The sequence below is a fragment of the Aeromonas piscicola genome (genome assembly GCF_000820005.1).
Taxonomy (GTDB): domain Bacteria; phylum Pseudomonadota; class Gammaproteobacteria; order Enterobacterales; family Aeromonadaceae; genus Aeromonas; species Aeromonas piscicola.
Genome location: NZ_CDBL01000044.1, coordinates 729 through 24,678, shown reverse-complemented (window position 1 = coordinate 24,678; position 23,950 = coordinate 729). Strand labels below are relative to the sequence as shown.

The window sequence follows — 23,950 nt, the reverse complement described above, 5'->3', positions numbered from 1 at the left end:
ATGACTGACCGCATCAAAGAGAACTACACCGAAAGCATCCAGACCAAGATTGCCGCCGCCGAGGCGCTGCCGGACGCTATCCATACTGCGGCCCAGATGCTGACCATCTGTCTGCTCAATGGCCACAAGGTGATGGCATGCGGTAATGGTCCTTCAGCGGCGCTGGCCCAGCTGTTCATCTCCGAGCTGGTCAACTGCTACGAGACAGAGCGTCCCTCCCTGCCCGGCATGGCGCTGACCCCCGACATGGCGACCATCAGCGCCATCGCCACCGACCATGGCTTCGAGGAGGTCTATGCCAAGCAGATCCGGGCGCTGGGTCAACCTGGCGACATCCTGGTGGTCATCACCACCACGGGCAACAGCCGCAGCCTGATCAAGGCAGCCGAAGCCGCCCTCTCCCGCGACATGACCATAGTGGTGCTCGGCGGCGGTGACGGTGGCGAGATCGCCGGCCTGCTCGGTCCCAACGATGTAGAGATCCGGGTACCATCCGCCCGTCGTCCCCGCATTCTGGAAGTGAACCTGTTGACCCTGCACTGCCTGTGTGATCTCATCGACCAGACTCTTTTCCCGCAACAGGAAGATTGAAACCATGAAGAAACAAACTCTCCTGCTCGGCCTGCTGGCCGGCACCCTGCTGCTGCAAGGCTGCGCGGCTGTGGTAGTGGGCGGTGCCGCCGGAACTGCCAAGGCTTCCGGTGATCGCCGTACCCTGGGTGCCCAGTGGGACGATCAGGCCATCGAGCTGAAAGCGGCCAACCTGCTGGCCGACAACAAGCCGCTGAGCGCGGCCAGCAAGATCAGTGTTTACAGCAACAATGGCCGCGTGCTGCTGGTCGGTCAGACACCTTCTGACGCCTACAAACTCGAGGCCGGCAAGGTAGTCGCCCGGATCGAAGGGGTGCGCCACGTCTACAACGAACTGCGCCTCGGCCAGCCGGTCAGCATAGGGGTGCGCAGCAATGACTCCTGGATCACCTCCAAGGTCCGCGCGGACATGCTGGGAGCCAAGAATTTCGACAGCGCCAAGGTCAAGGTGGTCACCGAGAATGGCGAGGTGTTCCTGATTGGCCTGGTCACTCGCCAGGAAGGGGATCAGGCCGTCGAGATCGCTCGCCACGTCAGCGGCGTGAAGCGCGTCATCAAGGCTTTCGAGTTCGCCCAGAACTGAACGATGAACAAATTGCCATAAAAAAACGCAGCCAACTGGCTGCGTTTTTATTTGATGACTTTCAGCGTCGGACGTCCGGTCGGACGCGGTGGTTCCGGCTCGGGCTCCACCGGTGCTTCGGCCTGCTCCAGCCAGAGATCGTAACCTGGCTCGGGCGGGAACAGGGTACCCACGCCGTTTTCCCTGGCATGAATCGCCAATACGGCGGCCATCGGGATATAAACCTGCTGGGAGACTCCACCAAAACGGGCGCTGAAGCTGACTGCTTCATTGTCCATGTGGAACTGCCCCACCGCACGTGGCGCTATGTTCAACACGATTTGTCCATCCTGGACAAACTGCATCGGCACCATCACATGGGGGATATTGACGTTGACCACCAGATGCGGAGTCAGCTCGTTATCCAGCAACCAGTCAAAGAATGCCCGTAACAGATACGGGCGACTGGGTGTCATTGTTGGTTCCATGCTCATACGCCAGCGCGGATCTCACGTTCAGCTTCGGTCAAGGAAGCCTGGAAGGATTCACGCTCGAACAGACGAACCATATAGGCTTTCAGCTCTTTGGCACCACGACCGGCGAAATCGATCCCCAGACTAGGCAGACGCCACAACAGCGGGGCCATGTAGCAATCGACCAGACCGAACTCTTCGCTCATGAAATACGGCATTTCACCGAAGATAGGCGCGATGGCCAGCAGGTTGTCACGCAGTTCGGCACGAGCCGCATCCACGTCAGTACCCGCCATGATCTTGTCGGCCAGGGAGTACCAGTCCAGCTCGATGCGATGCATCATCAGACGGCTGTTACCGCGGGCTACCGGGTAGACCGGCATCAGGGGCGGGTGCGGGAAGCGCTCGTCCAGATACTCCATGATGATGCGTGAGGTGTACAGTGCCAGCTCACGATCGACCAGAGTCGGTACAGTGTTGTACGGGTTCAGCTCGGCCAGCTCATCCGGCAGGTTGCTTGGGTCAACCTGGCAAATATCTACGCTAACACCCTTCTCCGCCAGGACAATGCGCACCTGATGGCTGAACATATCGTTGGCACCGGAAAACAGCGTCATTACCGAACGCTTATTGGCAGCTACAGCCATTGAACCCTCCCGTCATTAAAAAGCAGAAACGGCAATGAAGCATCTTGGTCTTCATTGCCGTGCATTATAGTACCCGGATCTGGTCGCTTAGTGAACGTCGCGCCAGAATTCCTTCTTCAACAGCACAGTGAAGATGAAGAAGATCACGATGAATCCGAGTACCCAGAAGCCCATGCGTTCGCGCTCCTGTTGTACCGGTTCAGCCGAGTAGACCAAGAAGTTTACCAGATCCAGTACCGTCTGATCATACTCTTCGTTATTCATTTCACCGTTGCCGTCAGATTTGACACTGACAACCTGCTGGGTTTCTACCCCGTCGACCGTATGAGTAGCAAACTCGGCACGCGGCGTGCCTTGTAGCGGCTCCAGTACGTGGGGCATGCCCACGGACGGGAACACCACGTTGTTCACGCCAAACGGACGAGTCTCGTCCACATAGAAGGAGCGCAGATAGGTGTAGATCCAGTCTGCACCGCGCACTCGCGCCACCAGGGTCAGATCGGGGGGGGGCGCACCGAACCACTTGGCCGCGTCCTTCTCTGAAACCGAGTTTTCCATCAGATCACCGATCTTGGCACCGTTGACGATCAGGTTGGCCGCCATCAGGTCCTCTGGAATACCTATGTCTGCCGCAACCCGGTTGTAACGCTGGTACTGGGTACTGTGGCAGCCAAAGCAGTAGTTCATGAAGGTGGTGGCACCACGCTGCAGGGACGCCTTGTCGTTCAGGTCATAACTGGCCTTGTCCAGATGCACGGCTCCGGTATTGGCAAATACCAGCGTCGGCAGCAGGGTCAGCACTGCAAAAATTATTCTTTTCATTTGAATGTCACCCTCTCCGGCAGCGGCTTGGTGCTTTCATTCTTGCTGTAGAAGAACAGCAGAACGAAGAACCCGAAATAACCCAAGGTACAGATCTGGGCAATCAGCGTCAGGGTCGGGGTCGATGGCAACACGCCGAGAACACCGAGAATGACGAAGCAGACCACGAACTGGGCGATGTTCAGCTTGTGCAGGGTGCTGCGGTAACGCACCGAGCGCACCTTGCAGCGATCCAGCCAGGGCAGCAGGAACAGTACTACGATGGAGAGACCCATCATGATGACGCCCAGCAACTTGTCCGGCACCGCACGCAAAATGGCGTAGAAGGGCGTGAAGTACCACACGGGGGCTATGTGCGCCGGGGTCTTCAGGCCGTTGGCCACTTCAAAGTTCGGCTTCTCGAGGAAGTAACCCCACATGTCCGGCTTGAAGAAGATGATGGCGCAGAACAGAAACAGGAAACCTGCCACCCCGATCATGTCCTTCACGGTGAAGTAAGGGTGGAATGCCACCGCATCCAGCGGCCAGCCTTTCTCGTCCTTGTGCTTCTTGATGTCGATACCGTCCGGGTTGTTGGAGCCCACCTCGTGCAGCGCCAGGATGTGCATGGCCACCAGCATCACCAGTACCAGCGGCAGCGCGATGACGTGCAGCGCGAAGAAGCGGTTCAGGGTTGCCCCCGAGATGACATAGTCACCACGGATCCACAGGGTCAGATCGTCGCCGATCACCGGAATGGCGCCAAACAGCGAGATGATGACCTGAGCCCCCCAGAATGACATCTGGCCCCAGGGCAGCAAATAGCCCATGAAGGCCTCGGCCATCAGGCAGAGGAAGATCAACATGCCGAAGATCCACAACAGCTCGCGCGGCTTCTGGTAGGAGCCGTAGATCATGCCGCGGAACATGTGCAGATACACCACCACAAAGAACGCAGACGCGCCTGTGGAGTGCATGTAACGCAACAGCCAGCCGTAGTCCACATCCCGCATGATGTACTCCACGGAGGCAAAGGCGCCTTCTGCGGAGGGGTTGTAGTTCATGGTCAGCCAGATGCCGGTGATGATCTGGTTGACCAGCACCAGCATGGCCAGCGAGCCGAAGAAGTACCAGAAGTTCAGGTTCTTTGGCGCCGGGTACTTGGCCATATGGTCGTTGTACATGGCAGTGAGCGGGAAGCGATAGTCGATCCAGCCCATCAGTTTGGCAAACATGGTCAAGCCTCCTTGCCGTCGGCACCGACCAGGATGGTGGTGTCGCTAAGATATTGGTACGGCGGAATGACCAGGTTCAAGGGTGCAGGCACCCCCTGGAACACTCGACCAGCCATGTCGAACTTGGAGCCATGGCACGGGCAGAAGAATCCGGAAGTCACGCCCTGAACCTGTTCACCGAAGTTGTCCGGCAGATAGGAGGGAGAGCATCCCAGATGGGTGCAAATGCCGACGGCCACGAAAATTTCCGGCTTGATGGACCTGTACCCGTTGTGGGCATAGTCAGGCTGCTGGGGTTCGTCGGAGGCTGGATCGCGCAACTTGTCATCATGGGCGGCCAGGGCATCCAGCGTCTGCTTGGTACGTTTTACTACCCAGACCGGTTTGCCTCGCCACTCCACGCGGATGAGCTGGCCTGGTTCCAACTTACTGATATCCACTTCTACCGGAGCACCCGCCGCTTTGGCTTTGGCACTCGGGTTCCATGACTTTATAAACGGCACTGCGGTAAAAGCAGCTCCTACCCCACCAACGGCGACCGTTGACCAGGTAAGAAATCTGCGGCGACCGGTATCAACTGGCGCATTGCTCATCCAAAAACTCTCCCATGTGGACTCCGCACATTCTTATTGTGTCCCTGTTCCCCTTTCTTCCGTGACAACAGCGGCGGAAGCGGAGTTACAATTGTCACAGAAAAACCGAGGGAATTTTAAAGAAAAGATAACAACTTGACAAGAAAGAGAAGCGAAGGGCAAAAACAATAAATACACAAATATTTGTCTTTTGTGACGTGGTGTTAGCATTGGCGTAGGTAATATTACCAATAAAAAAAGCCTGGCACATGGCCAGGCTTTTTTGACACTCGTGAGAGTGCGTACCAAAAGCGAATTAACGCTTGGAGTACTGCGGACGCTTACGAGCTTTGTGCAGACCGACTTTCTTACGCTCAACCTTACGGGCATCGCGAGTAACAAAGCCTGCTTTACGCAGTTCGGCACGCAGGGTTTCATCGTACTGCATCAGAGCACGAGTGATACCGTGGCGGATTGCACCAGCTTGACCGGAGATGCCGCCACCGTTAACGGTGATGTACAGATCCAGTTTCTCGGTCATCTCAACCAGTTCCAGCGGCTGACGAACTACCATGCGGGCAGTCGGACGGCCAAAGTACTGCTCCAGGGAGCGCTGGTTGATGATGATTTTACCGCTACCCGCTTTGATAAACACGCGAGCAGTGGAGCTTTTGCGACGGCCGGTACCGTAGTATTGATTTTCTGCCATGTTGCCAGTTCCCGATTAGATATCCAGTACTTGAGGTTGCTGAGCAGCATGAGCATGCTCGGCGCCTGCGTAAACTTTCAGTTTACGGAACATGGCACGGCCCAGAGGACCCTTCGGCAGCATACCTTTGACAGCAGCTTCGATTACCATTTCCGGTTTACGCTTGATCAGCTTGTCGAAGCTGATTGACTTGATACCACCCGGGAAACCGGAGTGAGCATGGTACATTTTGTCGGTAAATTTCTTACCGGTTACGTGTACCTTCTCAGCATTTACAACGATGATGTAATCACCGGTGTCAACGTGCGGAGTGTACTCAGCTTTGTGCTTACCACGCAGACGAGAAGCGATCTCGGTTGCGATACGACCCAGAGTTTTACCTTCTGCGTCCACAATGTACCAGTCACGTTTTACGGTTTCTGGCTTGGCAACGAAAGTTTTCATTAAGTTAAACCCAATTACCTGTTACAGACCCAATTGCTTATGGGGGCTCTCCCACAAACAACAAACGATGGCCTACCTGTACCCCTTCGAATACAAGTAAAGCTTAAAGTGTTGCTGTCTTATCGACAGCTGTAACGTGGGCCGGGCGATTATAAGTGAAGTTGCCTTAAATATCACCTGCTAATTTCACTGCCATGAAGCTAGCAAATGTCGCCCGGCCCTACCTGCCGCAGATGCCCATCCGACTGGCAGGCGCGGTATTGTGACTAAGGAAGGTGCACTCTGGCAAGGTATTCGTGCGATTGCATTTCCTGAAGCCGTGAAAGACAACGTTTGAATTCGAAATTCAGCAGCCCGTCCCCGTAGAGTTCTGTCATGGGGACAGCCGCCGACATGATGAGTTTCACGTGCCGTTCATAGAACTCGTCCACCATGGCGATGAAGCGGCGAGCCGCGTCATCCGTGCCCGCCCCCATTGGTTGCACATTAGCAAGCAACACGGTGTGAAACAGTCGGGCAAGCTCTATGTAGTCGCCCTGTGAGCGAGGAGTGCAGCAAAGTTGCTCGAACGCCATGTAGAGCACCCCTTCTCCCATCCCCAGCGACGTCAATTGACGATGGTTGATCTCGACACTGCCCGCCCGAGCCTCTTCCACCCCGGTTAACTGTTGAAAATAACGATCCAGATTCGCTTTTGCCTGCTGATCCAGCGGAGAGTGATAAATCTCAGCCTGCTCCAGAGTACGCAAGCGATAGTCGATGCCACCATCCACGTTAAGTATCTCGCAATGACGCTCGATCAATGCGATGGCTGGCAGAAAACGGGCGCGCTGCAGGCCATTTCGATAAAGATCCTGTGGCGGTATGTTCGAGGTGGCCACCAGTACCACGCCGTGACCAAACAACGCCTGGAACAAGGTTCCCAGCAGCATGGCATCCGTGATGTCGGAAACAAAGAACTCATCGAAACAGATGACGTCTATCTCGCCGGCGAGCTTGCTGGCGATGAGCTTGAGCGGATCGGCCTGGCCGGTCAGCCCCTTGAGTTCGTCATGCACCTTGTGCATGAAACGGTGGAAGTGGATCCGCAGTTTTCGCGTCCCCGGCAGGCTCTCGAAAAAAGTATCCATCAGCCAGGTCTTGCCTCTGCCCACTCCGCCCCACATATATAGCCCTAGGACGGGTTCCTTGGCCTTGGGCTTTTGCAACCAGCCCAACAGGCCGCGGGATCTGGTCGGAGTCGGGCTTTGGCACAAATCCTGATAGAGTCGCTCCAGGCGGGTCACGGCCATCGCCTGAGCTGGGTCGGCCACAAAGCCGGGGCGCTGCAAATCCTGCTGATATTTTTGCTGCGGGGTCATCCTGTCAACCGCCTCCAAGTCCTTGAATGAAGGACAAAATGGTATCACGCTCTCGGGGGGCACGGTATAGTGCCATCAAGGCGTAGCGGCCATCCGGGCCGCATCAACACACATTGATTTAGCTGTAACAAGGAGCATCTATGAGTCTGTTAAACGGGATCCTGCTGGCTGTCGCCGCCTTGATTATCGGTATCATCATCGGTCGCTTCACTGTGCGCAGCCGGGATGCCGGACGTCTGGAACAAGAGCTGAAAAAAGCGCACACGGAGCTGGAAAGCTACCAGGGCCAGATCAATACCCACTTTGCCGACAGCGCCGCCCTGATGGAGCAGCTGGCCGAGCAGTATCAGACCCTCTATCGCCACATGGCAGAGCAGAGCAAATTCCTGGCCAAGGCACAGGAGCCGCTGTTCCGCGAAGCGCTGCTCGACGAGAGCAACGATGCACCGGCCAATGAAGAACCGGGTATCCCCCCCCGTGACTATGCCGGCGCCTCCGGTCTGCTCAAGCAGTCCAGCTAGTTCCTTGCGGAACTAATTGCGCTGTATCGTGGTCAGACCTTGACGATTGCATTGCAACTTTTTCTGGGAGCTGTTTTTCATATGCGTAAACCTCTTTCTGTGTTCAGTGTGTTAGCCCTCAGTGTCGGTATCGCCATGTCAGCGGCACCTGTGCAGGCTGCACTGCCCTCTTTGCTGGCGAACAACCAGGAGATGCCGAGCCTGGCGCCGGTTCTCGAACAGGTCACGCCTGCCGTGGTCAACATTTCCGTCTCTGGCAAAAAAATCACCCGCCAGCGTCTGCCGGAACAATTTCGCTTCTTCTTCGGCCCCAACATGCCTGACGAGCAGGTGAGCGAGCAGCCCTTCCAGGCGCTGGGCTCAGGCGTCATCATAGATGCCAAGAAGGGCTACGTGATCACCAACGCCCACGTCGTGCACGAGGCGGACGAGATCAAGGTCAATCTGAAAGATGGTCGTGAATATGCGGCCAAGAAGATAGGTGAAGACAAGCAGTCCGACATAGCGCTGCTGCAAATCAAGGCCGAGGATCTGGTCCAGATCAAGTTTGCCGATTCGGACGAACTGCGAGTCGGTGACTATGCGCTGGCCATCGGCAACCCGTTTGGCCTGGGCCAGACAGTCACCTCCGGCATCGTCAGCGCCCTGGGCCGCAGCGGCCTCAACATCGAAAATCTGGAAAACTTCATCCAGACCGATGCAGCCATCAACTCCGGCAACTCGGGTGGCGCCCTGCTCAACCTGCGCGGTGAGCTGATCGGCATCAACACCGCCATCCTGGGCCCGAACGGTGGCAACATCGGCATCGGCTTCGCAATTCCGTCCAACATGGTGCGCGATCTGTCCGAACAGATAGTCAAGTACGGTGAAGTACGCCGTGGCCAGCTGGGGATCACGGGGACCGAGCTGACCTCAGAGATCGCCAAGACCTTCGGCTACAACAAGAAGGATGGCGCCTTCGTCAACCAGGTCATGCCCGACTCCGCCGCCGCCAAGGCCGGCATCAAGGCGGGCGACATCATCATCAGCATAGATGGCAAAGCCATCCGCTCGTTCGGTGAGTTGCGCGCCAAGATAGCGACCATGGGGGCCGACAAGCAGGTCGCCTTGGGTCTCATCCGCGATGGCAAGGAGCAGACCGTCAAGGTCATCCTTAAGAAGGCGGATGACAGCGAGATCCTCGCCAGCGTGCTGCACCCGGCACTGGAAGGGGCCAAGCTCAGCACCACCGCCGAACCGGTCACCGGTGTAGCCGTCTCCGATATCGATCCTCGCTCCCCTGCCGCCGCCTCCGGCTTGCAGAAGGGCGACATCATCATCGGGGTCAACCGTCTGCGCATCAACTCGCTGGACGAGCTGACCAAGGCGCTCAAGAACAAGCCAGAGGTGCTGGCACTGAACATCCAGCGCGGGGAGTCTTCCCTCTACCTGGTGATACGTTAACGCCCTCACACCCGCGGCCCTCGCCGCGGGTGATTTTTATCCACCGATAGTGTTATTCTCTGCCCGCTGCATGTACGGATGAGAATGACATGAAAATCCCACCTTTGATCAGTTACTTGGGCAAGTCTGTCGGCTTCGGTTTAACCGTGGCGGCTCTCCTGTTGCTGCTGTTTCCCGATTTCCGGGGCGGTGCCCAGCTGCCCGGCATCATCACCAATGCTCGCGAGCTGAGCTTCTCCTATGCGGCCCACAGGGCTGGCCCTGCCGTCGTCAACATCTATACCCGCAGCTTCGCCCGCAATCAGGGCAACCAGGCCGAACTCAGGCCTCAGGGGCTGGGCTCCGGCGTCATCATGAGCCAACGTGGCCATGTGCTGACCAACTACCATGTCATCGCCGATGCGGACCAGATCATAGTCGCGCTGCAGGATGGCCGTGTGTTCAGTGCCGAGCTGGTCGGCACCGATCAGCTGACCGATCTGGCGGTGCTCTACATAGAATCGGACAACCTGCCGGTGATCCCGCAGGATCCAGAACGGCTGCCGGATGTGGGGGATGTGGTGCTCGCCATCGGCAACCCCTACAACGTCGGCCAGACCATCACCCAGGGCATCATCAGTGCCACCGGCCGGATCGGCCTCTCCAGCATGGGGCCGGACAGCAACGGCCGGCAGGATCTGCTGCAGACCGATGCCGCCATCAACGAGGGCAACTCGGGTGGCGCCCTGGTCAACGCCCGCGGTGACCTGGTCGGCATCAACACCGCCGCCTATCACCTCAACGGCAATCAGGAGAGCTACGGCATCAGCTTCGCCATCCCCTATAAGCTGGCCAAGCGGATCATGGACGAGCTGATCGCCAATGGCCGGGTCATCCGCGGCTACCTCGGCATCTCCAGCGTCGAGATCAACCCCATAGTGGCCCGCATGATGAACCTGGGCGATCTGCGCGGCCTGGTGATCGAGAGCCTGGATCCCAACGGCCCGGCGGCCAGGGGCGGGCTGACGCGAGGCGATGTGCTGCTCAAGATCAACGGGGAAGCCATCAGTGGCGTGCGCTCCGCCATGGACAAGATCGTCGAAAGCCGCCCCGGCACCAAGCTCACCATCTCGGTGTTTCGTGATGGCAAGCCACTGGAGGTGCAAGTCACCATAGAAGAAGACCTGCGCTACCAGCAAAAGCAGCAGAACAAGGGCAATTCCAACGCGAGCGCCGCTGCTGCCAGCTGACGCCCGGCCCTCTCCATCACAAGGGCGGGATTCCGCCCTTTGTCATCTCAATGCCCTCTTATTTTCCTTGCCATCCGTGAGGCGACTCACAGTTTCCACCAAGCCTTGTCGGGCCAGACCCGCGGACCAAGTGCGCCACCGATCACACTAAGTCGGCCCCGATAGCAGCCCTTTCCCCCTCCAACGCACAAAAAACGTCGTTTTCAGCCCAGTCGAGCAGGAATTTCCGCTTCGAATTGGAAAAATGCTGCCTCCTCTGCGCACCCCTGCGGGCTTAGGGTAAAGCCATCCCTTCTGCCAGCCTTGGAGAGCAGACATTGCAAACAGAGACTCATGACCAGAACCTGACCCCGGATAGCCCGGCGTTGCTACGCCAGACCGACCTGGTCCTGGCACGCATCCACTCCCTGCTCGGCGAGCAGGGCATTCGTCCCAACGAGGTGCAGAAACAGATGCTGGCCTCCCACGTCAAGGCCATGGTGTGGCGCTCCCATAGCGGCGAGTCCCTGCCGGAGATCGACCTCAGCCTGTTCGAGGAGATCTCCCCCCTTTCCCTGCGACTGGCCGAGCAGGTCGTCGCCTGGCTGGACAAGCTGGCCTATGAAGAGGCGCACCTCTTGTCCGTCCATTTCGAAGTCGCCAAAGAAAACGAACTCAGCTCACTCAAAGGAGATATCTAAATGTCAGCCATCAAACTCGTGATTGGAGATCGCCTCGGCAAGGGTCAGAAAGTGGGTGCCGGGGCAGAAACCGCCGGCGCCATCGTGACCGTGATCCCTGGCATGGCCGCCGACATGAAGCTCGGTGATGTGATGAACAAGGAGCAGGCGGATCTCGGCATCTCCTTCTGCGGCAGCGGCGGCGCCGGCGCCATCACGGCCCAGACCAAGTACGGCTACAAGTGCCGCTACGGCATGCGCTCCGTCGAGGAAGGTGTCACCGCCATCAATGACGGCTGCGTGGTGCTGGGCTTCGGCTTCATGGACAAGGAAGAGCTGGGCCAGAAGCTGGTCGAAGCCTTCGCCAAGAAGCACGGACGCGTCTGATGAAAGAGAACTTCACCACCCAGGTCATTGTCAACGGCAAGGGGGCGACCCGCCAGCAGGCGTTCGCCGCCGCCCTCAGCCAGGTGCAGCATAGTCTGCTCAAGGACAACCCGCGCGTGATGCTGCGGATCGAACCGGTCGAGGTGCAGGTGCTCAAGGCCGAAGAGTCGGTTCGGGTGGAGAAGTTCCTGTTCTTCTTCCTGCCGCGCCAGCGCCGCGAGTTCCGCGTCCAGCTGGAGATCACGGTCAAGGTCACCAGCCTGGACGCCGAGCAAGTGACGTTCACCCTGGTGTGACGCCACCCGCTGGCCCCCCCTAACAAGAAGGATACCCTGGATGTTTCTAATCATATTTATCAAGTCACTCATCATCGGCGGCCTGGTGGGCGTCGGTGTGGGGGCTGGCGCGGCACGCATGTTCCACGCCCCGACCGTACAGGGCATGGGCGCCTTCCGTACCCTGGGCGAGCTCAACTCCTGCGAAGGGGATCCTGCCTCCCACTTCTCGTTCGGCCTCGGCTTCTTCTTCAACGCCTGGGCCTCGACCGTGGCGGCCGGAGCCTTCACTCAGGACGTGGATCACCGCATCATTCCGCACTGGGCCACGGCCGCACTGCTGGTCAAGAACCGGGATCTCGCCACCACATTGCACGATCCCAAGAAGATGGCCATCGCCGGCGGCATCATAGGCGCCATCGTCGTCGCTTTCCTCAACAGCACGGCCGCCGCAGTGCCGGAAGCCCTGCAAGTCACCGCCGTCAAGGTGCTGGTGCCGGCTGCAAATCTCTTGGTCAACACCGTCATGCCGGTGATCTTCTGGCTGGCAGCCATAGAGGCGGGCAAGAAATCCGGCTTCTGGGCCACCATCTTCGGCGGTCTGGCGCAGCTCATCATGGGCAACGCGGTACCGGGTCTGGTGCTCGGCATCCTGATCGGCAAGGGAGTGGAGGAGAGCGGCTGGAACCACGTCACTCGCGTGATGATGGCCGCCATAGTGCTGCTGTTCGTGCTGAGCGGATTCTTCCGCGGCTTCGATATGAAACTGATTGAATCCTTCCATATGGGCATTCCCCTGTGGCTGGAGAACGTCCATAACCTGCTTAGCGGCAAATAAGGGGCCACCACATGGATGAGAAACTGAAAAACAACTTCTGGTACGCCGACTGGTCCTTCCCCATCTTCGTCGGCCTGCTCTCGGCCGGCGTCTTTGCCGGGACCCACATGTACTACCTGTACGGGGTCGGCGCCTTCAACGAGGTGGCTTTCGTCGCCATGCTGAAAGCCGGCATGGACACAGGGGCCTACGGCGCGGTGGCGGCTTTTGGTGCCAGCTTCCTGTTTGCCCGCATCATAGAAGGCTCCCTGGTGGGGATCCTGGATATAGGCGGCGCCATTCAGACCGGGGTCGGCCTGGGCGTGCCTGCCCTGCTGCTGGGTGCCGGCATCCTCTACCCGGTGGAGAACTTCGGTGCCTCGCTGGCGACCGGCATGGCCATAGGGGTCGCCATCGGCGGCATCATCATCCTGGCGCGCAAGTTCACCATCAACCAGAGCAACTCCACCTACGGGGCGGATGTGATGATGGGAGCTGGCAACAGCTCGGGCCGCTTCCTGGGCCCCCTGATCATCCTCTCCGCCATGGGCGCCTCCATCCCCATTGGGCTGGGCTCCCTGCTGGGTGCACTGCTGTTCTACGTGTGGAACAAGCCCATCACAGGCGGTGCCATCCTGGGTGCCATGCTGCTCGGCACCTTCTTCCCGGTCGCCCTTGCATAAGCCCCCGCCGCCCTGCGGGGCGGCCTCTTCGAGGTCATCACCATGCATGACATGATCATCAGAGCGGGACGCCAGGGAAATGGCGAGCTCATCGATATCGCCATCCGGGACGGCAAGATAGCGGACCTCGGCCAGCTGCCGGCAAAGACCGAGGCGAAGCAAACCCTGGATCTGGCTGGCCGGGTGCATGTAAGTGCGGGCTGGATCGACGGCCACACCCACTGCTATCCCGCCTCCCCCATCTATCACGATGAGCCGGACAAGGTGGGCGTGGAGTCCGGCGTCACCACCGTCATAGACGCGGGCAGCACAGGCGCCGACGACGTGGACGACTTCCAGCGCCTCGCTTCGGGCTGCAAGACCCGGGTGCATGCCCTGCTCAACATCTCCCGCATCGGCCTGCTGCGCCAGAACGAGCTGGCGAACAGCCGGGATCTGGACATGGCACTCGCCTCGGCAGCCATTGCCCGTCACCCCAGCTTTATTGTCGGCATCAAGGCGCGCATGAGCGGCAGTGTGGTGGGTGAAAACGGCCTGCAGCCGCTGCGCATGGCCAAGGCGCTGCAGCAGGCCCACGGCCGGCTGCCGCTGATGGTGCACGTGGGCAACACGCCGCCGGACCTTGACGAGATAGTCGCCCTGCTGGGGGATGGCGACCTGCTGACCCACTGCTTCAACGGCAAACCGAACCGCATCCTGACCCCGGCCGGCGAGCTGCGGGTCGCGGTACGCGAGGCGATGAAACGGGGCCTGTTGCTCGACATAGGCCACGGCGGCGCCAGCTTCAGCTTCGAGGTGGCGGAGCTTGCCATCCGCCAGGGGATACTACCCCACACCATCAGCTCCGACATCTACTGCAAAAACCGTATCAAGGGGCCCGTCTACAGCCTGGCCCAGGTGATGTCCAAGTTTCTCGCCATCGGCATGACGCTGGAGCAGGTGCTCGCCTGCGTCACCGACCATGCCGCCGATGCGCTTCGCCTGACCGGCAAGGGACGACTCGAGGTGGGCGCGGATGCCGATCTGACCCTGTTCGAACTGGCCAGCGGCCCGACCCTGTTTATGGATACCGAGGCGCAATCGCGCAGCGGCGATCTACAACTGCTTCCCCTCGCCGCCCTGGTGGGGGGCGAACTGGTTCTGACTCACTATGGGAAATCACACCATGCCTTCTGTTTATGAGAAATATCAGCTCAAACCTGTGATCAACGCCTCCGGGCGCATGACCATTCTCGGCGTCTCCACCCCCGAGCAGGAGGTGGTCGATGCGGTCAACTTCGGCCTGGGCCACTACTTCGAGGTGAAGGATCTGGTCAACAAGACAGGCGCCTATCTGGCAGGCTTGCTGGATGTGGAAGATGCTGTGGTGGTCTCCTGCGCCAGCGCCGGCATAGCCCAGGCGGTGGCCGCCGTGATAGTGCGTGGCGACCCCTACCGGCTGGAGCAGCTGCATGCCCATGCCCACGGGGTGCCGAGTGAAATCGTGCTGCCCAAGGGGCACAACGTCAACTTCGGCGCGCCGGTCGGCACCATGGTCAATCTGGGGGGAGGCAAGGTGGTGGAGGCTGGCTATGCCAATGAGTGCTCCCCTGCCCAGCTGGCCGCTGCCATCAATGCCAACACAGCTGCCATTCTCTACATCAAGTCCCACCACTGCGTGCAGAAGAGCATTCTGTCGGTGGCAGAGGCGGCCGAGGTGGCCATGGCCCACCAGCTGCCACTGATCGTCGATGCGGCGGCCGAAGAGGATCTGCGTCTCTATTACAACCAGGGGGCGGATCTGGTCATCTACAGCGGTGCCAAGGCCATCGAAGGCCCCACCAGCGGGTTGGTGCTCGGCAAACGCCAGTATGTGGAGTGGGTCAAGCAGCAGGCCAACGGCATAGGCCGCGCCATGAAGGTGGGCAAGGAGGGGATCCTCGGCCTGACTCATGCCATCGAGCGCTATCTGGAAAAAGAGAAGGAGAGCGGCGCCGCCATGGTTGCCAAGATGGCCCCCTTCATCGAGCGACTCAATCTGCTGCCGGGCGTCAGCGCCAAAGTGGTGTGGGACAGCGCGGGGCGCGACATAGCCCGCACCGATATCGCTTTTGATCACCAGCAGATCGGCATGACCACAGTGCAACTGGTGACTCGACTGCAACAGGGCAATCCTGCCATCTACTGCCGTGGCTACAAGGCCAACGAGGGGCATGTCGAGATCGATGTGCGCAGTGTCACCATCCCCCAGCTCGACCAGATCCATGCCGCCATTGCCAACCTCGTTCAGGAGAACCGTTGATGTCCCTTGTTCCCAATGACTGCCGCAACCGCGTCTGCCTCAATGTATTAGCGGGTTCCAAACAGTATGCCGTCATCGAAGACCATATCTAATTCAGGAGGATCACTGATGTCCCTAACTCCCAATTACTACCGCAACCGTGTCTGCCTCAACGTGCTGGCAGGGTCCAAACAGAATGCCGTCGACATCTATGAGGCGGCCGAAGGCCATGTGCTGGTCGGTGTGCTCTCCAAGAACTATCCGGATGTGTCCTCTGCGGTCGCCGATATGAAGGAGTACGCGAAACTCATCGACAACGCCCTCTCCATCGGGCTGGGGGCGGGCGATCCACGCCAGTCCGCCATGGTGGCCGAGCTGGCCTGCCAGCTGCAGCCCCAGCACGTCAATCAGGTGTTCACCGGGGTCGGTGCCAGCCGGGCGCTGCTGGGCCAGCCAGAGACACTGGTCAATGGCCTCATTTCCCCCACCGGCACGCCGGGTCTGGTGAAGATCTCCACCGGTCCCTTCAGTGCCCAGCAGCCGGACGGGATTGTGCCCATCGATACCGCCATCGCCCTGCTCAAGGACATGGGCGGCAGTTCGGTCAAGTTCTTCCCTATGGGTGGCCTCACCTGCCGTGACGAGTATCAGGCGGTCGCCGAAGCCTGTGCTCGCCACAGCTTCTGGCTGGAACCCACAGGTGGAATCGATCTCGACAACTTCGAGGAGATAGTCCGCATCGCACTGGACGCCGGTGTCGAAAAGGTGATCCCCCACGTCTACAGTTCCATCATCGACAGCGAGAGCGGCCAGACACGCCCCGAGGATGTGCGCACCCTGCTGGCCACGGTGAAGCGGCTGCTGGCGTGACGAAAAGATGGCACCGGTCCGATCACTGGCCGGTGCCTGGCTTGTTAATGACCCGCTTGTTAACATCGACCCTTTATTTCGCGACAGGAGTCCAGTCCCCCCTCATGACCAAGCTGCCCCACCCCAGACTCCATCAACTGCTGACCCAGCTCCATGCAGAACCGCTGCCACAGGAGGAGCTGGCTCGCCGCCTCAATGTCTCCACCCGCACGGTGCGCACCGACGTAGCGACCCTCAACGAGCTGATCGCCACCCACGGCGCCCACCTGATCCACCAGCGCGGCAGTGGCTACCAGCTCAAGATTTACAATCAGGGGTTGTTTGACGAGTTGCTGGCAGCCCAGGAGCAGGAGAGCAGCCTGCCGCGCACCAGCCGCGAGCGGGTGCTGCACCTGCAGATCCTGCTGCTGACGGCGGAACAGGGGATCAAACTCGACGAGCTGGCGGATACCTGGTATCTGAGCCGGGCGGCACTGCAGGGAGACATGGCGGAGGTGCGGGAGCGGCTCGCCCACTTTGGCTTGCTCATCGACAGCAAGCCACGGCTGGGCATGCGCATCCAGGGGAGCGAGACGGCGATCCGGGCCTGCCTCACCCAGCTGCTCTATCAGGAGCTGATCCACAACAACCAGTTGCAGAGCCTGCTGCCCAACCTTTGCCCCAGCAAGACGCTGGAGGTAGTGGGCAATCACATCCATGCCCAGCTCGGCCATCACCAGCTGCGCCTCGCCGACGAGAGCCTGCAGCAGCTCGCCATTTACTGCGCAGTCGCCCTGCTGCGCCAGGCAGCCGGCCACGAGCTGCGCCAGTTTGCCAGCGACGACATCACAACAACGCTGGCCGCCGTAGCCCGCGACATCTACACCGAGCTGCCGACCCTGACACCACCGGGAGCAGAGGAGATCGCCTGCCTCGCCATCCAGATCCAGGCCCGCCTCACCGCCGACACGCCCAGGCTCAGCCCGGCCATGGCCGCCGAGAGCGAGCAGCTGGTCGAGCATCTGCTCGCCTATATCCACCAGCACTACCCCTATGATCTGCGCGGCGATCTGCAGTTGCGGGCGGATCTGCAGACCCACATCAGCGCCATGCTGCTGCGGGTCAAATACCAGATTGGCAGCCACAATCCACTGGCGGATCACATCAAGCAGTACTATCCCCTCGCCTACGACATCACGCTGGCTGCCATCTCTGAGTGGATAAAACAGACCCCTTACCGGCTGACCCACCACGAGATCGGCTACCTGGTAATCCATATCGGGGTAGGGCTGGAGCGCCACTACGACATCGGCTACACCCGCCGTCCCCAGGCGCTGCTGCTGTGCGACGCCGGCAACGCCACCTTCCGGGTGCTGGAGGCGCGCATCAAGCGGGAATATCCCCAGCTCCAGCTGACGACGCTGGAGTCGGTGCGAGATTACGAGGGATTGGCGCGGATCGAGCAGGACTTCGTCATCAGCACTATCAAGGTGGGCGAGAAGAACGCGCCCGTGGTGCAAGTCGCCCCCTTCCCGACCCAGTATCAGCTGGAACAGCTTGGCAAGCTGGTGCTGATCGACCGCACCCGCCCCTACCTGCTCGACAAATACTTCGATGCCGACCACTTCATGGTGATCAATGAGCCGCTCAACCAGGGCCAGCTGTTCGCCCGCATCTGCGATCAGCTGGAACAGGAAGACCTGGTAGAAGCGGGGTTCAGAAGTTCACTCCACGAACGAGAACGCATCGTCTCCACCCTGCTGGGAGAAGGCATAGCCCTGCCCCACTCCCTCGGCCTGCTGGCCCGCCGCACCCTGGTCTATACAGTGCTGGCACCTCAGGGAATCGACTGGGGCAACGGCGAGACAGCCACTTTGATATTCGTGCTGGCCATCAGCAAGACGGACTACGAAGAGGCAATGGGTCTCTACGATCTGTTTCTGGCGCTGATGAACGAAAAAGCCAGCAAGAATCTGCTGGCTTGTCGGGATTTTGCCAGCTTCAAGGGGCTGGCGCGCACCGGTTCCTGAACCAGGGCGGGGAATGAGTCACTCCTCGTTGAAGCCGGAGGTGAACAGCGCCACCACGGCAGCCAGCGCCTCCACTTCTTCGGGGCCCTCCACCTGCACCTCCACCTGCTTGCCCTGAGCGGAATCCAGCATCAGCAGGCCGATCACGCTGTCCGCATCGGCCTCTATGCCATCCTCGTTGCGCAGCAGCACGTGGGCGTCGAAGCCCTGTACCAGCTCGAACAGCATCATGGCCGGTCTGGCATGCATACCCAGTTTGTTCTTCACTTCCACAGAGGCTGAGACGGTCATCTGATCTTCCTATTGGTCCATCAATATTGCGGCGCACTCTTGTCGAGGGTGCGGTGGCGGATCTGGACGTTCTTGCCCTGCAGCCGGAATGCGCTGGCCAGCTGTTCGGCGATGAACACTGATCTGTGCTGACCACCGGTGCAACCAATCCCCACAGTCACATAGCTGCGATTGTTGCGCTCCAGATGCGGCAGCCAAGTCGCCAGCATGTGCTCAATCTGCAGGATGAACTGCATCACGTCCGGCTGGCTGGAGAGGTAACGGGCCACAGGCTCGTCCTTGCCGGTAAAGGGCTTGAGTTCGGGGATCCAGTGCGGATTGGGCAGGAAGCGGGCATCGAACACGAAGTCGGCGTCCTTGGGGATGCCGTACTTGAAGCCGAATGACTCGAACACCAGCACCAGCTCGTTCTCTTTCTTGCCGAGCACCCGGGTCTTGATGAGCTCGCTCAGGTCGTGAATGCTGAGGTTGGTGGTGTCGATGCGCAGATCGGCGGTAGAGGAGAGCGGTGCCAGCAGGTGGGTCTCTTCCCGGATCGCCTCATCCAGCGACAGCTGTTTGCGCGACAAGGGATGCAGCCGGCGACTCTCGCCGTAGCGCTTGAGCAGGGTGGAATTTTCCGCATCGAAGAAGAAGCTGGAAAATTCGACCCGGCCCTCGTTGCGCACCTGGGCCAGCAGGGTCTCCAGCTTGTCCGGGCTCACCGGCAGGTTGCGCACGTCAATGCTGACCGCCAGCTTGTCATACTGGCTCTCGACCGACACGATCAACTGGGGCAGCAGGTTGACCGGCAGGTTATCCACGCAGTAATAACCGAGATCCTCCAGCACACGCAGGGCAACTGTCTTGCCCGAGCCGGAGCGCCCACTTACCACTATTAATTGCATCTTGTTCCCTCACCGCTTGGGGTCATGACAGGGGCCTGCATATCAGGCCGAGGTCATGATCTGATAGAGATCTTCATCGCTGGTTGCCTGGCGCAACTGGCGGCAAACCGCCTTGTCACCCAGTTTGGATGCCATCAGGGAAAGGGTTTTGAGGTGCTGCTTGCACTCACTTTCCGGCACCAGCAGGGCAAAGAGCAGGTCAACCGGTTGATTGTCGATGGCGTCGAAGGGGATAGGCTCTGCAAAAGTCATCAGGATGGCGGTCGGCGGAAACTCGTCACCGATCCGGCCGTGGGGAATGGCGATACCGGCACCGATACCGGTACTGCCCATCTTTTCTCTGGCCAGCAGGCACTCGAATAACGCCTGACGAGAGGTACCCAGGCGTTCAGCGGCTAATTCACTGATGATCTCAAGGGCGCGTTTCTTGCTGGTACAAGGGACCGCACTTTTGGTGCAGTCCCGACTCAGTATGTGTTCAAGTTGCATAGTTATTTTTGATTTAACTTATCTTTGTGCTTGATGATCTGCCGATCCAGCTTGTCCAGCAGGGTATCAATCGCAGCATACATGTCGGCATGCTGTGAATTGGCGAACACCTCGCCACCGCTGACATGCAGCTTGGCTTCGGCGATCTGGTTCAGTTTTTCTACGCTCAACACCACATGAACATTGTTGATGTGGTCAAAGTGACGCTCGAGTTTGGCAAATTTGTTATTCACATAATCACGCAGAGCTTCGGTGATCTCGACATGGTGTCCGGTCAGGTTAATTTGCATAACGTCTTCCTTTTGTTTTGCCTAAACCAGGCGTTTGCGCTGATTGGATGGCGGGATCAACAAGGATTCACGGTACTTTGCGATCGTGCGTCTCGCCACCATAATACCCTGTTCGGCCAGCAAATCCGCGATCTTGCTATCACTTAGCGGCTTGGCGGGGTTCTCTGCCGTCACCAGCTTCTTGATCAGCGCGCGAATTGCGGTCGATGAGCACTCTCCTCCTCCTTCGGTATTCACATGACTGGAGAAAAAAAACTTCAGTTCGAAGATGCCGCGGGGCGTATGCATGTATTTCTGGGTCGTTACCCGGGAAATGGTCGACTCATGCATCTCCACCGCTTCGGCGATGTCGTTGAGCACCATGGGTTTCATGGCCTCTTCACCATACTCGAAAAAGCCCTGCTGCTGCTCGACAATACAGCTGGCCACCTTGAGCAGGGTGTCATTGCGACTCTCCAGGCTCTTGATGAACCACTTGGCCTCTTGCAGATGAGAGCGGATGAACTGGGTATCCTGGCTGGTGCGCGCCTGGCGGGCCATGGCGGCATAGGTCTCGTTGACCCGGATGCGCGGCGCGGAATCGGGATTGAGCTCGACCACCCACTTGGAGCCCTTCTTGACCACGGTCACATCTGGGATCACGTACTGGGAGTCGCTCTGTATGATGCCATTGCCCGGTCTGGGCTCCAGCTGCTGGATGAGATCCAGTACCTCCTTGAGGTCGCTCTCCTTGAGCCGGGTCTTGCGCGCCAGGGTGCGATAATCGCGATTGCCGAGCAAGTCCATGTGCTCGTTGATCACCTCTCTGGCCTCGGTGAGCCAGGGCAGTTCGGGGGCGTACTGACCGAGCTGGATCAACAGGCATTCCTGCACCGAGCGGGCGGCGATGCCGACCGGATCGAAATGCTGCACTCGCTTGAGCACGGCCTCGACCTCGTCGAGTTCTACCTCTACATCCTCGCTGCTCACCGCCGCCTGTATATCTTCGAGGGAGACGGTCAGATAACCAGAATCGTCGATGGCATCTATGATGGCGAGAGCAATGGCGGCATCCAGATCGCTGAATGGCGTGAGTCGCATCTGCCACAGCAGATAGTCCTGCAGATTTTCGGTGGTTTCACCCTGATAGACGCTGTCTTCCCCATCGTGGATGGGGCCTGCGCTCTGGGCCGTGCCGGCCGAATAGACATCTTCCCAAGTGGTATCCACCGGCAACTCGTCCGGCATCTGATCCTGGGCCATGGCATCACTGGAGTCGAGCTGACTGGCGTCGACCGGCTCTTCCGGGCTGGTCTCCTGCACCTCATTCTCCTCTTGCTCCAGCAAGGGGTTGTTATCGAGCGCTTGCTGAATTTCCTGCTGGAGTTCCAGAGTGGAGAGCTGGAGCAGACGAATCGCTTGTTGTAATTGCGGCGTCATGGTCAGGGACTGACCGAGACGCAACTGTAATGTCGGCTTCATCTACGTCGGGATATCCTTATGTTCAGCGAGGCAGTCGTCAAAGGAAATGAAGAGATGCCCCCTTACTATAGACTGAATTGATCGCCCAAATAGACGCGCTTGACCTGTTCATCGGCCAGTATCTCGGCCGGTGCACCTTCGGCAATCATCTTGCCGTGGCTGACGATATAAGCCTTCTCGCATACGTCCAGAGTCTCTCTGACGTTGTGGTCGGTGATCAAGACGCCCAGGCCCCTATCTTTCAGATGCTGGATGATCTTCTTGATGTCTATCACAGAAATGGGGTCGACCCCGGCAAACGGCTCATCCAGCAGGATAAAACGTGGCTCGGCCGCCAGCGCGCGGGCGATCTCGACCCGGCGCCGCTCCCCTCCGGACAGGCTCTGACCCAGGTTGTCGCGAATGTGGGTGATATTGAACTCTTCCAGCAGCTGTTCGACCTTGTCTTCCCGCTCTTCGCGGCTCAGCCCCTTGCGGGTCTGCATGACCCCCATCAGGTTGTCGAACACCGACAGGCGGCGGAAGATGGAGGCCTCCTGCGGCAGATAGCCTATGCCGTTGCGGGCTCGGATATGCATGGGCTGCAGGCTGATGTCCTGATCGTCTATGGTGATGAGACCGGCATCGCTCTGCACCAGCCCCACTATCATGTAGAAGGAGGTGGTCTTGCCGGCACCATTTGGGCCTAGCAACCCGACGATCTGGCCGGTACCCACTTCCAGGCTCACATCGCTGACCACCATGCGGCGCTTGTAACTTTTTTGCAGGCCGACTGCTTTCAACACTGCCATGGCTTATTTTCCCTGCTTCTTCTGATCGGCTGGCTTGTCGAAGTTCTCTACCTGATCCGGCAGGAACACAGTCTTGACGCGCTGGGTCGGGCCCTTGCTCTCGGCGATCATCTTCTGTTTGACGATGTCGTAGCGGATCAGATCGCCGTTGACCTGGCTGTCTTCCTGCTTGAGCTGGCCATTGCCGGTGATGGTCACCAGCCGGTTCTTCAGCTCGTAGCGGATGCTGTTGCCGTGGGCGTTGACCGGCTTGCCGTTGTCCAGGATCTGGAAGAAAGTTGCGGGATTGCCATAGGCCGTCATGACCTCGGCCCCTTTCTCGCCGGAGCGGATCACCACTACCTTGTCGGCCTTAATCTTGATGGTGCCCTGAGTGATGATGACATCGTCACTGAAGGTAATGCGATTGTCCTGCATCTCGGCCACCTGTTTGACCGCATCCACGTAGACCTTCTCGGCAAAGTCGGACTCTTTGGCGCTCACGGTGCCGCACAGCAGCAGGGCCGCGAGGGCCAGATTAACGTTTTTCATTGAAATATATGGCATGGCCCTGGTCCAGTAATTCAAAATATTTGCGTTCCAGATGACCCTTCAGGCCAACGCCCTCGGTCTGGAAATCCTTACCCACTATGCTGACTTGCTGATTGCTTCTCACGTTCTGGGTCACCAGATCCAGCTCCAGATAGGGGGTATCCAGCGTGGAGATGAAGGAGGCGGGCAGCAGGCCGTCCAGATGTACCTTGTCCCGCAGGATCACGTTGTCATCCGTGTTGAGCACGCCGGTATCGGCCGTGACTTTCCACTCGGCCTCGCCCTGCTTGTCGAACATGTAGACCACCGGCTTGTTGAAGGTGGCCTGTTCGAGGAGCTGGTAATACTCCGCATACTCCGACTCCAGCCGCTCGGTGCGACGACCCTCGACATCAAAGCGGGTGGTGACCAGATTCTTGGCGGTGAAATCCGGCTGATAGTTCTCGACCTTGGCGGTCGGCTCCGGCACCAGCTCGATGTCGCCGAGCTGCCAGGCGGCCAGCGCCACCAGAAACAGCAGGGCGAACAGCAGCGTCTGTCTGCTCATACCGAGGCCTCTGGCTGATAGTCACCCAGCCCTTGTGCCTGCAGAATGAGGTCGCACACCTCGCGCACAGCACCCAGCCCACCGGCCAATCGGGTCACCATGTCGGCCCGGGCCA

General features: G+C 59.1%; 30 protein-coding genes and 1 pseudogene. 14 read left to right on the top strand and 17 right to left on the bottom strand.

All coding sequences use genetic code 11. From position 1 onward, the window contains the following. Positions 1-591 carry a D-sedoheptulose-7-phosphate isomerase gene (locus tag BN1128_RS09125; RefSeq protein WP_005305871.1) on the top strand — a complete coding sequence of 197 codons (591 nt, stop codon included), beginning with the start codon at positions 1-3 and terminating at the stop codon, positions 589-591. 4 nt (positions 592-595) lie between these two features. Next, a complete protein-coding gene (gene dolP / locus BN1128_RS09120) occupies positions 596-1,174 on the top strand; it encodes a division/outer membrane stress-associated lipid-binding lipoprotein (protein ID WP_042867884.1) in 579 nt (192 codons plus the stop codon). A gap of 47 nt (positions 1,175-1,221) precedes the next feature. On the opposite strand, the gene BN1128_RS09115 is transcribed toward dolP, so the two are convergent. The 8 genes from BN1128_RS09115 to zapE all read right to left on the bottom strand — a co-directional run bounded on the left by BN1128_RS09115 (position 1,222) and on the right by zapE (position 7,395). Then, positions 1,222-1,647 (bottom strand): ClpXP protease specificity-enhancing factor, encoded by a 426-nt coding sequence (locus BN1128_RS09115; RefSeq protein ID WP_042867882.1) that lies wholly within the window; start codon positions 1,645-1,647, stop codon positions 1,222-1,224. Continuing rightward, positions 1,644-2,273 carry a stringent starvation protein SspA gene (sspA, locus tag BN1128_RS09110; protein WP_005314352.1) on the bottom strand — a complete coding sequence of 210 codons (630 nt, stop codon included), beginning with the start codon at positions 2,271-2,273 and terminating at the stop codon, positions 1,644-1,646. Before sspA ends, BN1128_RS09115 begins: the two co-directional genes overlap by 4 nt. An 87-nt stretch (positions 2,274-2,360) precedes the next feature. After that, positions 2,361-3,095: a cytochrome c1 gene (locus BN1128_RS09105; RefSeq protein ID WP_042867880.1), complete on the bottom strand. Its 735-nt coding sequence runs from the start codon at positions 3,093-3,095 to the stop codon at positions 2,361-2,363. Further along, positions 3,092-4,309, bottom strand: coding sequence for a cytochrome b (locus BN1128_RS09100; protein WP_042867879.1), 1,218 nt, complete (start codon positions 4,307-4,309; stop codon positions 3,092-3,094). Before BN1128_RS09100 ends, BN1128_RS09105 begins: the two co-directional genes overlap by 4 nt. Before the next feature lie 2 nt (positions 4,310-4,311). Continuing rightward, the gene (gene petA / locus BN1128_RS09095; RefSeq protein WP_005305890.1) at positions 4,312-4,902 is read right to left on the bottom strand and encodes a ubiquinol-cytochrome c reductase iron-sulfur subunit; all 591 of its coding nucleotides are present in this window, start codon (positions 4,900-4,902) and stop codon (positions 4,312-4,314) included. Positions 4,903-5,197: 295 nt separating this feature from the next. Then, entirely contained in the window at positions 5,198-5,590 is a 393-nt protein-coding gene (gene rpsI / locus BN1128_RS09090; RefSeq protein WP_042019610.1) for a 30S ribosomal protein S9, read from the bottom strand. Between the two features lie 15 nt (positions 5,591-5,605). After that, positions 5,606-6,034: a 50S ribosomal protein L13 gene (gene rplM / locus BN1128_RS09085; protein ID WP_042039071.1), complete on the bottom strand. Its 429-nt coding sequence runs from the start codon at positions 6,032-6,034 to the stop codon at positions 5,606-5,608. A gap of 266 nt (positions 6,035-6,300) precedes the next feature. After that, positions 6,301-7,395: a cell division protein ZapE gene (zapE, locus tag BN1128_RS09080; protein ID WP_042868273.1), complete on the bottom strand. Its 1,095-nt coding sequence runs from the start codon at positions 7,393-7,395 to the stop codon at positions 6,301-6,303. Positions 7,396-7,535: 140 nt separating this feature from the next. Here zapE and BN1128_RS09075 point away from each other — a divergent pair, with 140 nt between their 5' ends. The 12 genes from BN1128_RS09075 to BN1128_RS09020 all read left to right on the top strand — a co-directional run bounded on the left by BN1128_RS09075 (position 7,536) and on the right by BN1128_RS09020 (position 18,548). Next, positions 7,536-7,916, top strand: coding sequence for a Z-ring associated ZapG family protein (locus tag BN1128_RS09075; RefSeq protein WP_042867875.1), 381 nt, complete (start codon positions 7,536-7,538; stop codon positions 7,914-7,916). 81 nt (positions 7,917-7,997) lie between these two features. Then, positions 7,998-9,359, top strand: a complete 1,362-nt coding sequence (locus BN1128_RS09070) for a Do family serine endopeptidase (RefSeq protein ID WP_042867873.1) — start codon at positions 7,998-8,000, stop codon at positions 9,357-9,359. An 89-nt stretch (positions 9,360-9,448) separates the two neighbouring features. Beyond that, positions 9,449-10,588, top strand: coding sequence for an outer membrane-stress sensor serine endopeptidase DegS (degS, locus tag BN1128_RS09065; RefSeq protein ID WP_042867871.1), 1,140 nt, complete (start codon positions 9,449-9,451; stop codon positions 10,586-10,588). Positions 10,589-10,905: 317 nt separating this feature from the next. Next, positions 10,906-11,268 carry a transcriptional regulator gene (locus BN1128_RS09060; RefSeq protein ID WP_042867868.1) on the top strand — a complete coding sequence of 121 codons (363 nt, stop codon included), beginning with the start codon at positions 10,906-10,908 and terminating at the stop codon, positions 11,266-11,268. Further along, positions 11,269-11,634, top strand: coding sequence for a glycine-rich SFCGS family protein (locus BN1128_RS09055; protein ID WP_042867867.1), 366 nt, complete (start codon positions 11,269-11,271; stop codon positions 11,632-11,634). It abuts the gene before it with no gap. Then, complete coding sequence (locus BN1128_RS09050; RefSeq protein WP_042867865.1) at positions 11,634-11,930, top strand: DUF4312 family protein; 297 nt, start codon at positions 11,634-11,636, stop codon at positions 11,928-11,930. Before BN1128_RS09055 ends, BN1128_RS09050 begins: the two co-directional genes overlap by 1 nt. A gap of 40 nt (positions 11,931-11,970) precedes the next feature. Then, positions 11,971-12,747: a DUF4311 domain-containing protein gene (locus BN1128_RS09045; RefSeq protein ID WP_042867863.1), complete on the top strand. Its 777-nt coding sequence runs from the start codon at positions 11,971-11,973 to the stop codon at positions 12,745-12,747. An 11-nt stretch (positions 12,748-12,758) separates the two neighbouring features. Next, the gene (locus BN1128_RS09040) at positions 12,759-13,409 is read left to right on the top strand and encodes a DUF4310 family protein (protein WP_042867862.1); all 651 of its coding nucleotides are present in this window, start codon (positions 12,759-12,761) and stop codon (positions 13,407-13,409) included. A 42-nt stretch (positions 13,410-13,451) separates the two neighbouring features. Next, complete coding sequence (locus BN1128_RS09035) at positions 13,452-14,591, top strand: amidohydrolase/deacetylase family metallohydrolase (RefSeq protein ID WP_042867860.1); 1,140 nt, start codon at positions 13,452-13,454, stop codon at positions 14,589-14,591. Further along, complete coding sequence (locus BN1128_RS09030; RefSeq protein ID WP_042867858.1) at positions 14,575-15,690, top strand: DgaE family pyridoxal phosphate-dependent ammonia lyase; 1,116 nt, start codon at positions 14,575-14,577, stop codon at positions 15,688-15,690. Before BN1128_RS09035 ends, BN1128_RS09030 begins: the two co-directional genes overlap by 17 nt. 108 nt (positions 15,691-15,798) lie before the next feature. Further along, positions 15,799-16,539, top strand: a complete 741-nt coding sequence (dagF, locus tag BN1128_RS09025; protein ID WP_042867855.1) for a 2-dehydro-3-deoxy-phosphogluconate aldolase — start codon at positions 15,799-15,801, stop codon at positions 16,537-16,539. A gap of 104 nt (positions 16,540-16,643) precedes the next feature. Continuing rightward, on the top strand, positions 16,644-18,548 hold the full coding sequence (locus BN1128_RS09020; protein ID WP_042867852.1) for a BglG family transcription antiterminator: 1,905 nt from the start codon (positions 16,644-16,646) through the stop codon (positions 18,546-18,548). An 18-nt stretch (positions 18,549-18,566) separates the two neighbouring features. On the opposite strand, the gene npr is transcribed toward BN1128_RS09020, so the two are convergent. The 9 genes and pseudogenes from npr to BN1128_RS08975 form a co-directional block, all read right to left on the bottom strand. Continuing rightward, positions 18,567-18,839, bottom strand: coding sequence for a PTS phosphocarrier protein NPr (gene npr, locus BN1128_RS09015; RefSeq protein WP_005314403.1), 273 nt, complete (start codon positions 18,837-18,839; stop codon positions 18,567-18,569). A gap of 20 nt (positions 18,840-18,859) precedes the next feature. Continuing rightward, positions 18,860-19,726: an RNase adapter RapZ gene (gene rapZ, locus BN1128_RS09010; protein WP_042867848.1), complete on the bottom strand. Its 867-nt coding sequence runs from the start codon at positions 19,724-19,726 to the stop codon at positions 18,860-18,862. 42 nt (positions 19,727-19,768) lie between these two features. Continuing rightward, positions 19,769-20,215 (bottom strand): PTS IIA-like nitrogen regulatory protein PtsN, encoded by a 447-nt coding sequence (gene ptsN / locus BN1128_RS09005; protein WP_042867845.1) that lies wholly within the window; start codon positions 20,213-20,215, stop codon positions 19,769-19,771. A gap of 2 nt (positions 20,216-20,217) precedes the next feature. Further along, positions 20,218-20,505, bottom strand: a complete 288-nt coding sequence (gene hpf, locus BN1128_RS09000; RefSeq protein WP_005305957.1) for a ribosome hibernation promoting factor — start codon at positions 20,503-20,505, stop codon at positions 20,218-20,220. A gap of 21 nt (positions 20,506-20,526) precedes the next feature. Further along, a complete protein-coding gene (locus BN1128_RS08995; RefSeq protein ID WP_042867843.1) occupies positions 20,527-21,966 on the bottom strand; it encodes an RNA polymerase factor sigma-54 in 1,440 nt (479 codons plus the stop codon). Positions 21,967-22,031: 65 nt separating this feature from the next. Then, on the bottom strand, positions 22,032-22,757 hold the full coding sequence (gene lptB / locus BN1128_RS08990) for an LPS export ABC transporter ATP-binding protein (protein WP_042867841.1): 726 nt from the start codon (positions 22,755-22,757) through the stop codon (positions 22,032-22,034). Positions 22,758-22,760: 3 nt separating this feature from the next. Next, positions 22,761-23,288: a lipopolysaccharide transport periplasmic protein LptA gene (lptA, locus tag BN1128_RS08985; protein ID WP_042867839.1), complete on the bottom strand. Its 528-nt coding sequence runs from the start codon at positions 23,286-23,288 to the stop codon at positions 22,761-22,763. Further along, a complete protein-coding gene (gene lptC, locus BN1128_RS08980) occupies positions 23,275-23,835 on the bottom strand; it encodes an LPS export ABC transporter periplasmic protein LptC (protein WP_042867838.1) in 561 nt (186 codons plus the stop codon). The genes lptA and lptC overlap by 14 nt, the downstream gene beginning before the upstream one ends. Beyond that, a pseudogene (locus BN1128_RS08975) lies at positions 23,832-23,950 on the bottom strand (3-deoxy-D-manno-octulosonate 8-phosphate phosphatase); the annotation flags it as partial. The pseudogene BN1128_RS08975 and the gene lptC, both read right to left, overlap by 4 nt.

Excerpts from the sequence above, each read along its gene's own strand:
- BN1128_RS09125 (WP_005305871.1), top strand. The coding sequence starts at position 1 with ATGACTGACCGCATCAAAGAGAACTACACCGAAAGCATCCAGACCAAG.
- dolP (WP_042867884.1), top strand. The coding sequence starts at position 596 with ATGAAGAAACAAACTCTCCTGCTCGGCCTGCTGGCCGGCACCCTGCTG.
- BN1128_RS09115 (WP_042867882.1), bottom strand. The coding sequence starts at position 1,647 with ATGAGCATGGAACCAACAATGACACCCAGTCGCCCGTATCTGTTACGG.
- sspA (WP_005314352.1), bottom strand. The coding sequence starts at position 2,273 with ATGGCTGTAGCTGCCAATAAGCGTTCGGTAATGACGCTGTTTTCCGGT.
- BN1128_RS09105 (WP_042867880.1), bottom strand. The coding sequence starts at position 3,095 with ATGAAAAGAATAATTTTTGCAGTGCTGACCCTGCTGCCGACGCTGGTA.
- BN1128_RS09100 (WP_042867879.1), bottom strand. The coding sequence starts at position 4,309 with ATGTTTGCCAAACTGATGGGCTGGATCGACTATCGCTTCCCGCTCACT.
- petA (WP_005305890.1), bottom strand. The coding sequence starts at position 4,902 with ATGAGCAATGCGCCAGTTGATACCGGTCGCCGCAGATTTCTTACCTGG.
- rpsI (WP_042019610.1), bottom strand. The coding sequence starts at position 5,590 with ATGGCAGAAAATCAATACTACGGTACCGGCCGTCGCAAAAGCTCCACT.
- rplM (WP_042039071.1), bottom strand. The coding sequence starts at position 6,034 with ATGAAAACTTTCGTTGCCAAGCCAGAAACCGTAAAACGTGACTGGTAC.
- zapE (WP_042868273.1), bottom strand. The coding sequence starts at position 7,395 with ATGACCCCGCAGCAAAAATATCAGCAGGATTTGCAGCGCCCCGGCTTT.
- BN1128_RS09075 (WP_042867875.1), top strand. The coding sequence starts at position 7,536 with ATGAGTCTGTTAAACGGGATCCTGCTGGCTGTCGCCGCCTTGATTATC.
- BN1128_RS09070 (WP_042867873.1), top strand. The coding sequence starts at position 7,998 with ATGCGTAAACCTCTTTCTGTGTTCAGTGTGTTAGCCCTCAGTGTCGGT.
- degS (WP_042867871.1), top strand. The coding sequence starts at position 9,449 with ATGAAAATCCCACCTTTGATCAGTTACTTGGGCAAGTCTGTCGGCTTC.
- BN1128_RS09055 (WP_042867867.1), top strand. The coding sequence starts at position 11,269 with ATGTCAGCCATCAAACTCGTGATTGGAGATCGCCTCGGCAAGGGTCAG.
- BN1128_RS09050 (WP_042867865.1), top strand. The coding sequence starts at position 11,634 with ATGAAAGAGAACTTCACCACCCAGGTCATTGTCAACGGCAAGGGGGCG.
- BN1128_RS09045 (WP_042867863.1), top strand. The coding sequence starts at position 11,971 with ATGTTTCTAATCATATTTATCAAGTCACTCATCATCGGCGGCCTGGTG.
- BN1128_RS09040 (WP_042867862.1), top strand. The coding sequence starts at position 12,759 with ATGGATGAGAAACTGAAAAACAACTTCTGGTACGCCGACTGGTCCTTC.
- BN1128_RS09035 (WP_042867860.1), top strand. The coding sequence starts at position 13,452 with ATGCATGACATGATCATCAGAGCGGGACGCCAGGGAAATGGCGAGCTC.
- BN1128_RS09030 (WP_042867858.1), top strand. The coding sequence starts at position 14,575 with ATGCCTTCTGTTTATGAGAAATATCAGCTCAAACCTGTGATCAACGCC.
- dagF (WP_042867855.1), top strand. The coding sequence starts at position 15,799 with ATGTCCCTAACTCCCAATTACTACCGCAACCGTGTCTGCCTCAACGTG.
- BN1128_RS09020 (WP_042867852.1), top strand. The coding sequence starts at position 16,644 with ATGACCAAGCTGCCCCACCCCAGACTCCATCAACTGCTGACCCAGCTC.
- npr (WP_005314403.1), bottom strand. The coding sequence starts at position 18,839 with ATGACCGTCTCAGCCTCTGTGGAAGTGAAGAACAAACTGGGTATGCAT.
- rapZ (WP_042867848.1), bottom strand. The coding sequence starts at position 19,726 with ATGCAATTAATAGTGGTAAGTGGGCGCTCCGGCTCGGGCAAGACAGTT.
- ptsN (WP_042867845.1), bottom strand. The coding sequence starts at position 20,215 with ATGCAACTTGAACACATACTGAGTCGGGACTGCACCAAAAGTGCGGTC.
- hpf (WP_005305957.1), bottom strand. The coding sequence starts at position 20,505 with ATGCAAATTAACCTGACCGGACACCATGTCGAGATCACCGAAGCTCTG.
- BN1128_RS08995 (WP_042867843.1), bottom strand. The coding sequence starts at position 21,966 with ATGAAGCCGACATTACAGTTGCGTCTCGGTCAGTCCCTGACCATGACG.
- lptB (WP_042867841.1), bottom strand. The coding sequence starts at position 22,757 with ATGGCAGTGTTGAAAGCAGTCGGCCTGCAAAAAAGTTACAAGCGCCGC.
- lptA (WP_042867839.1), bottom strand. The coding sequence starts at position 23,288 with ATGAAAAACGTTAATCTGGCCCTCGCGGCCCTGCTGCTGTGCGGCACC.
- lptC (WP_042867838.1), bottom strand. The coding sequence starts at position 23,835 with ATGAGCAGACAGACGCTGCTGTTCGCCCTGCTGTTTCTGGTGGCGCTG.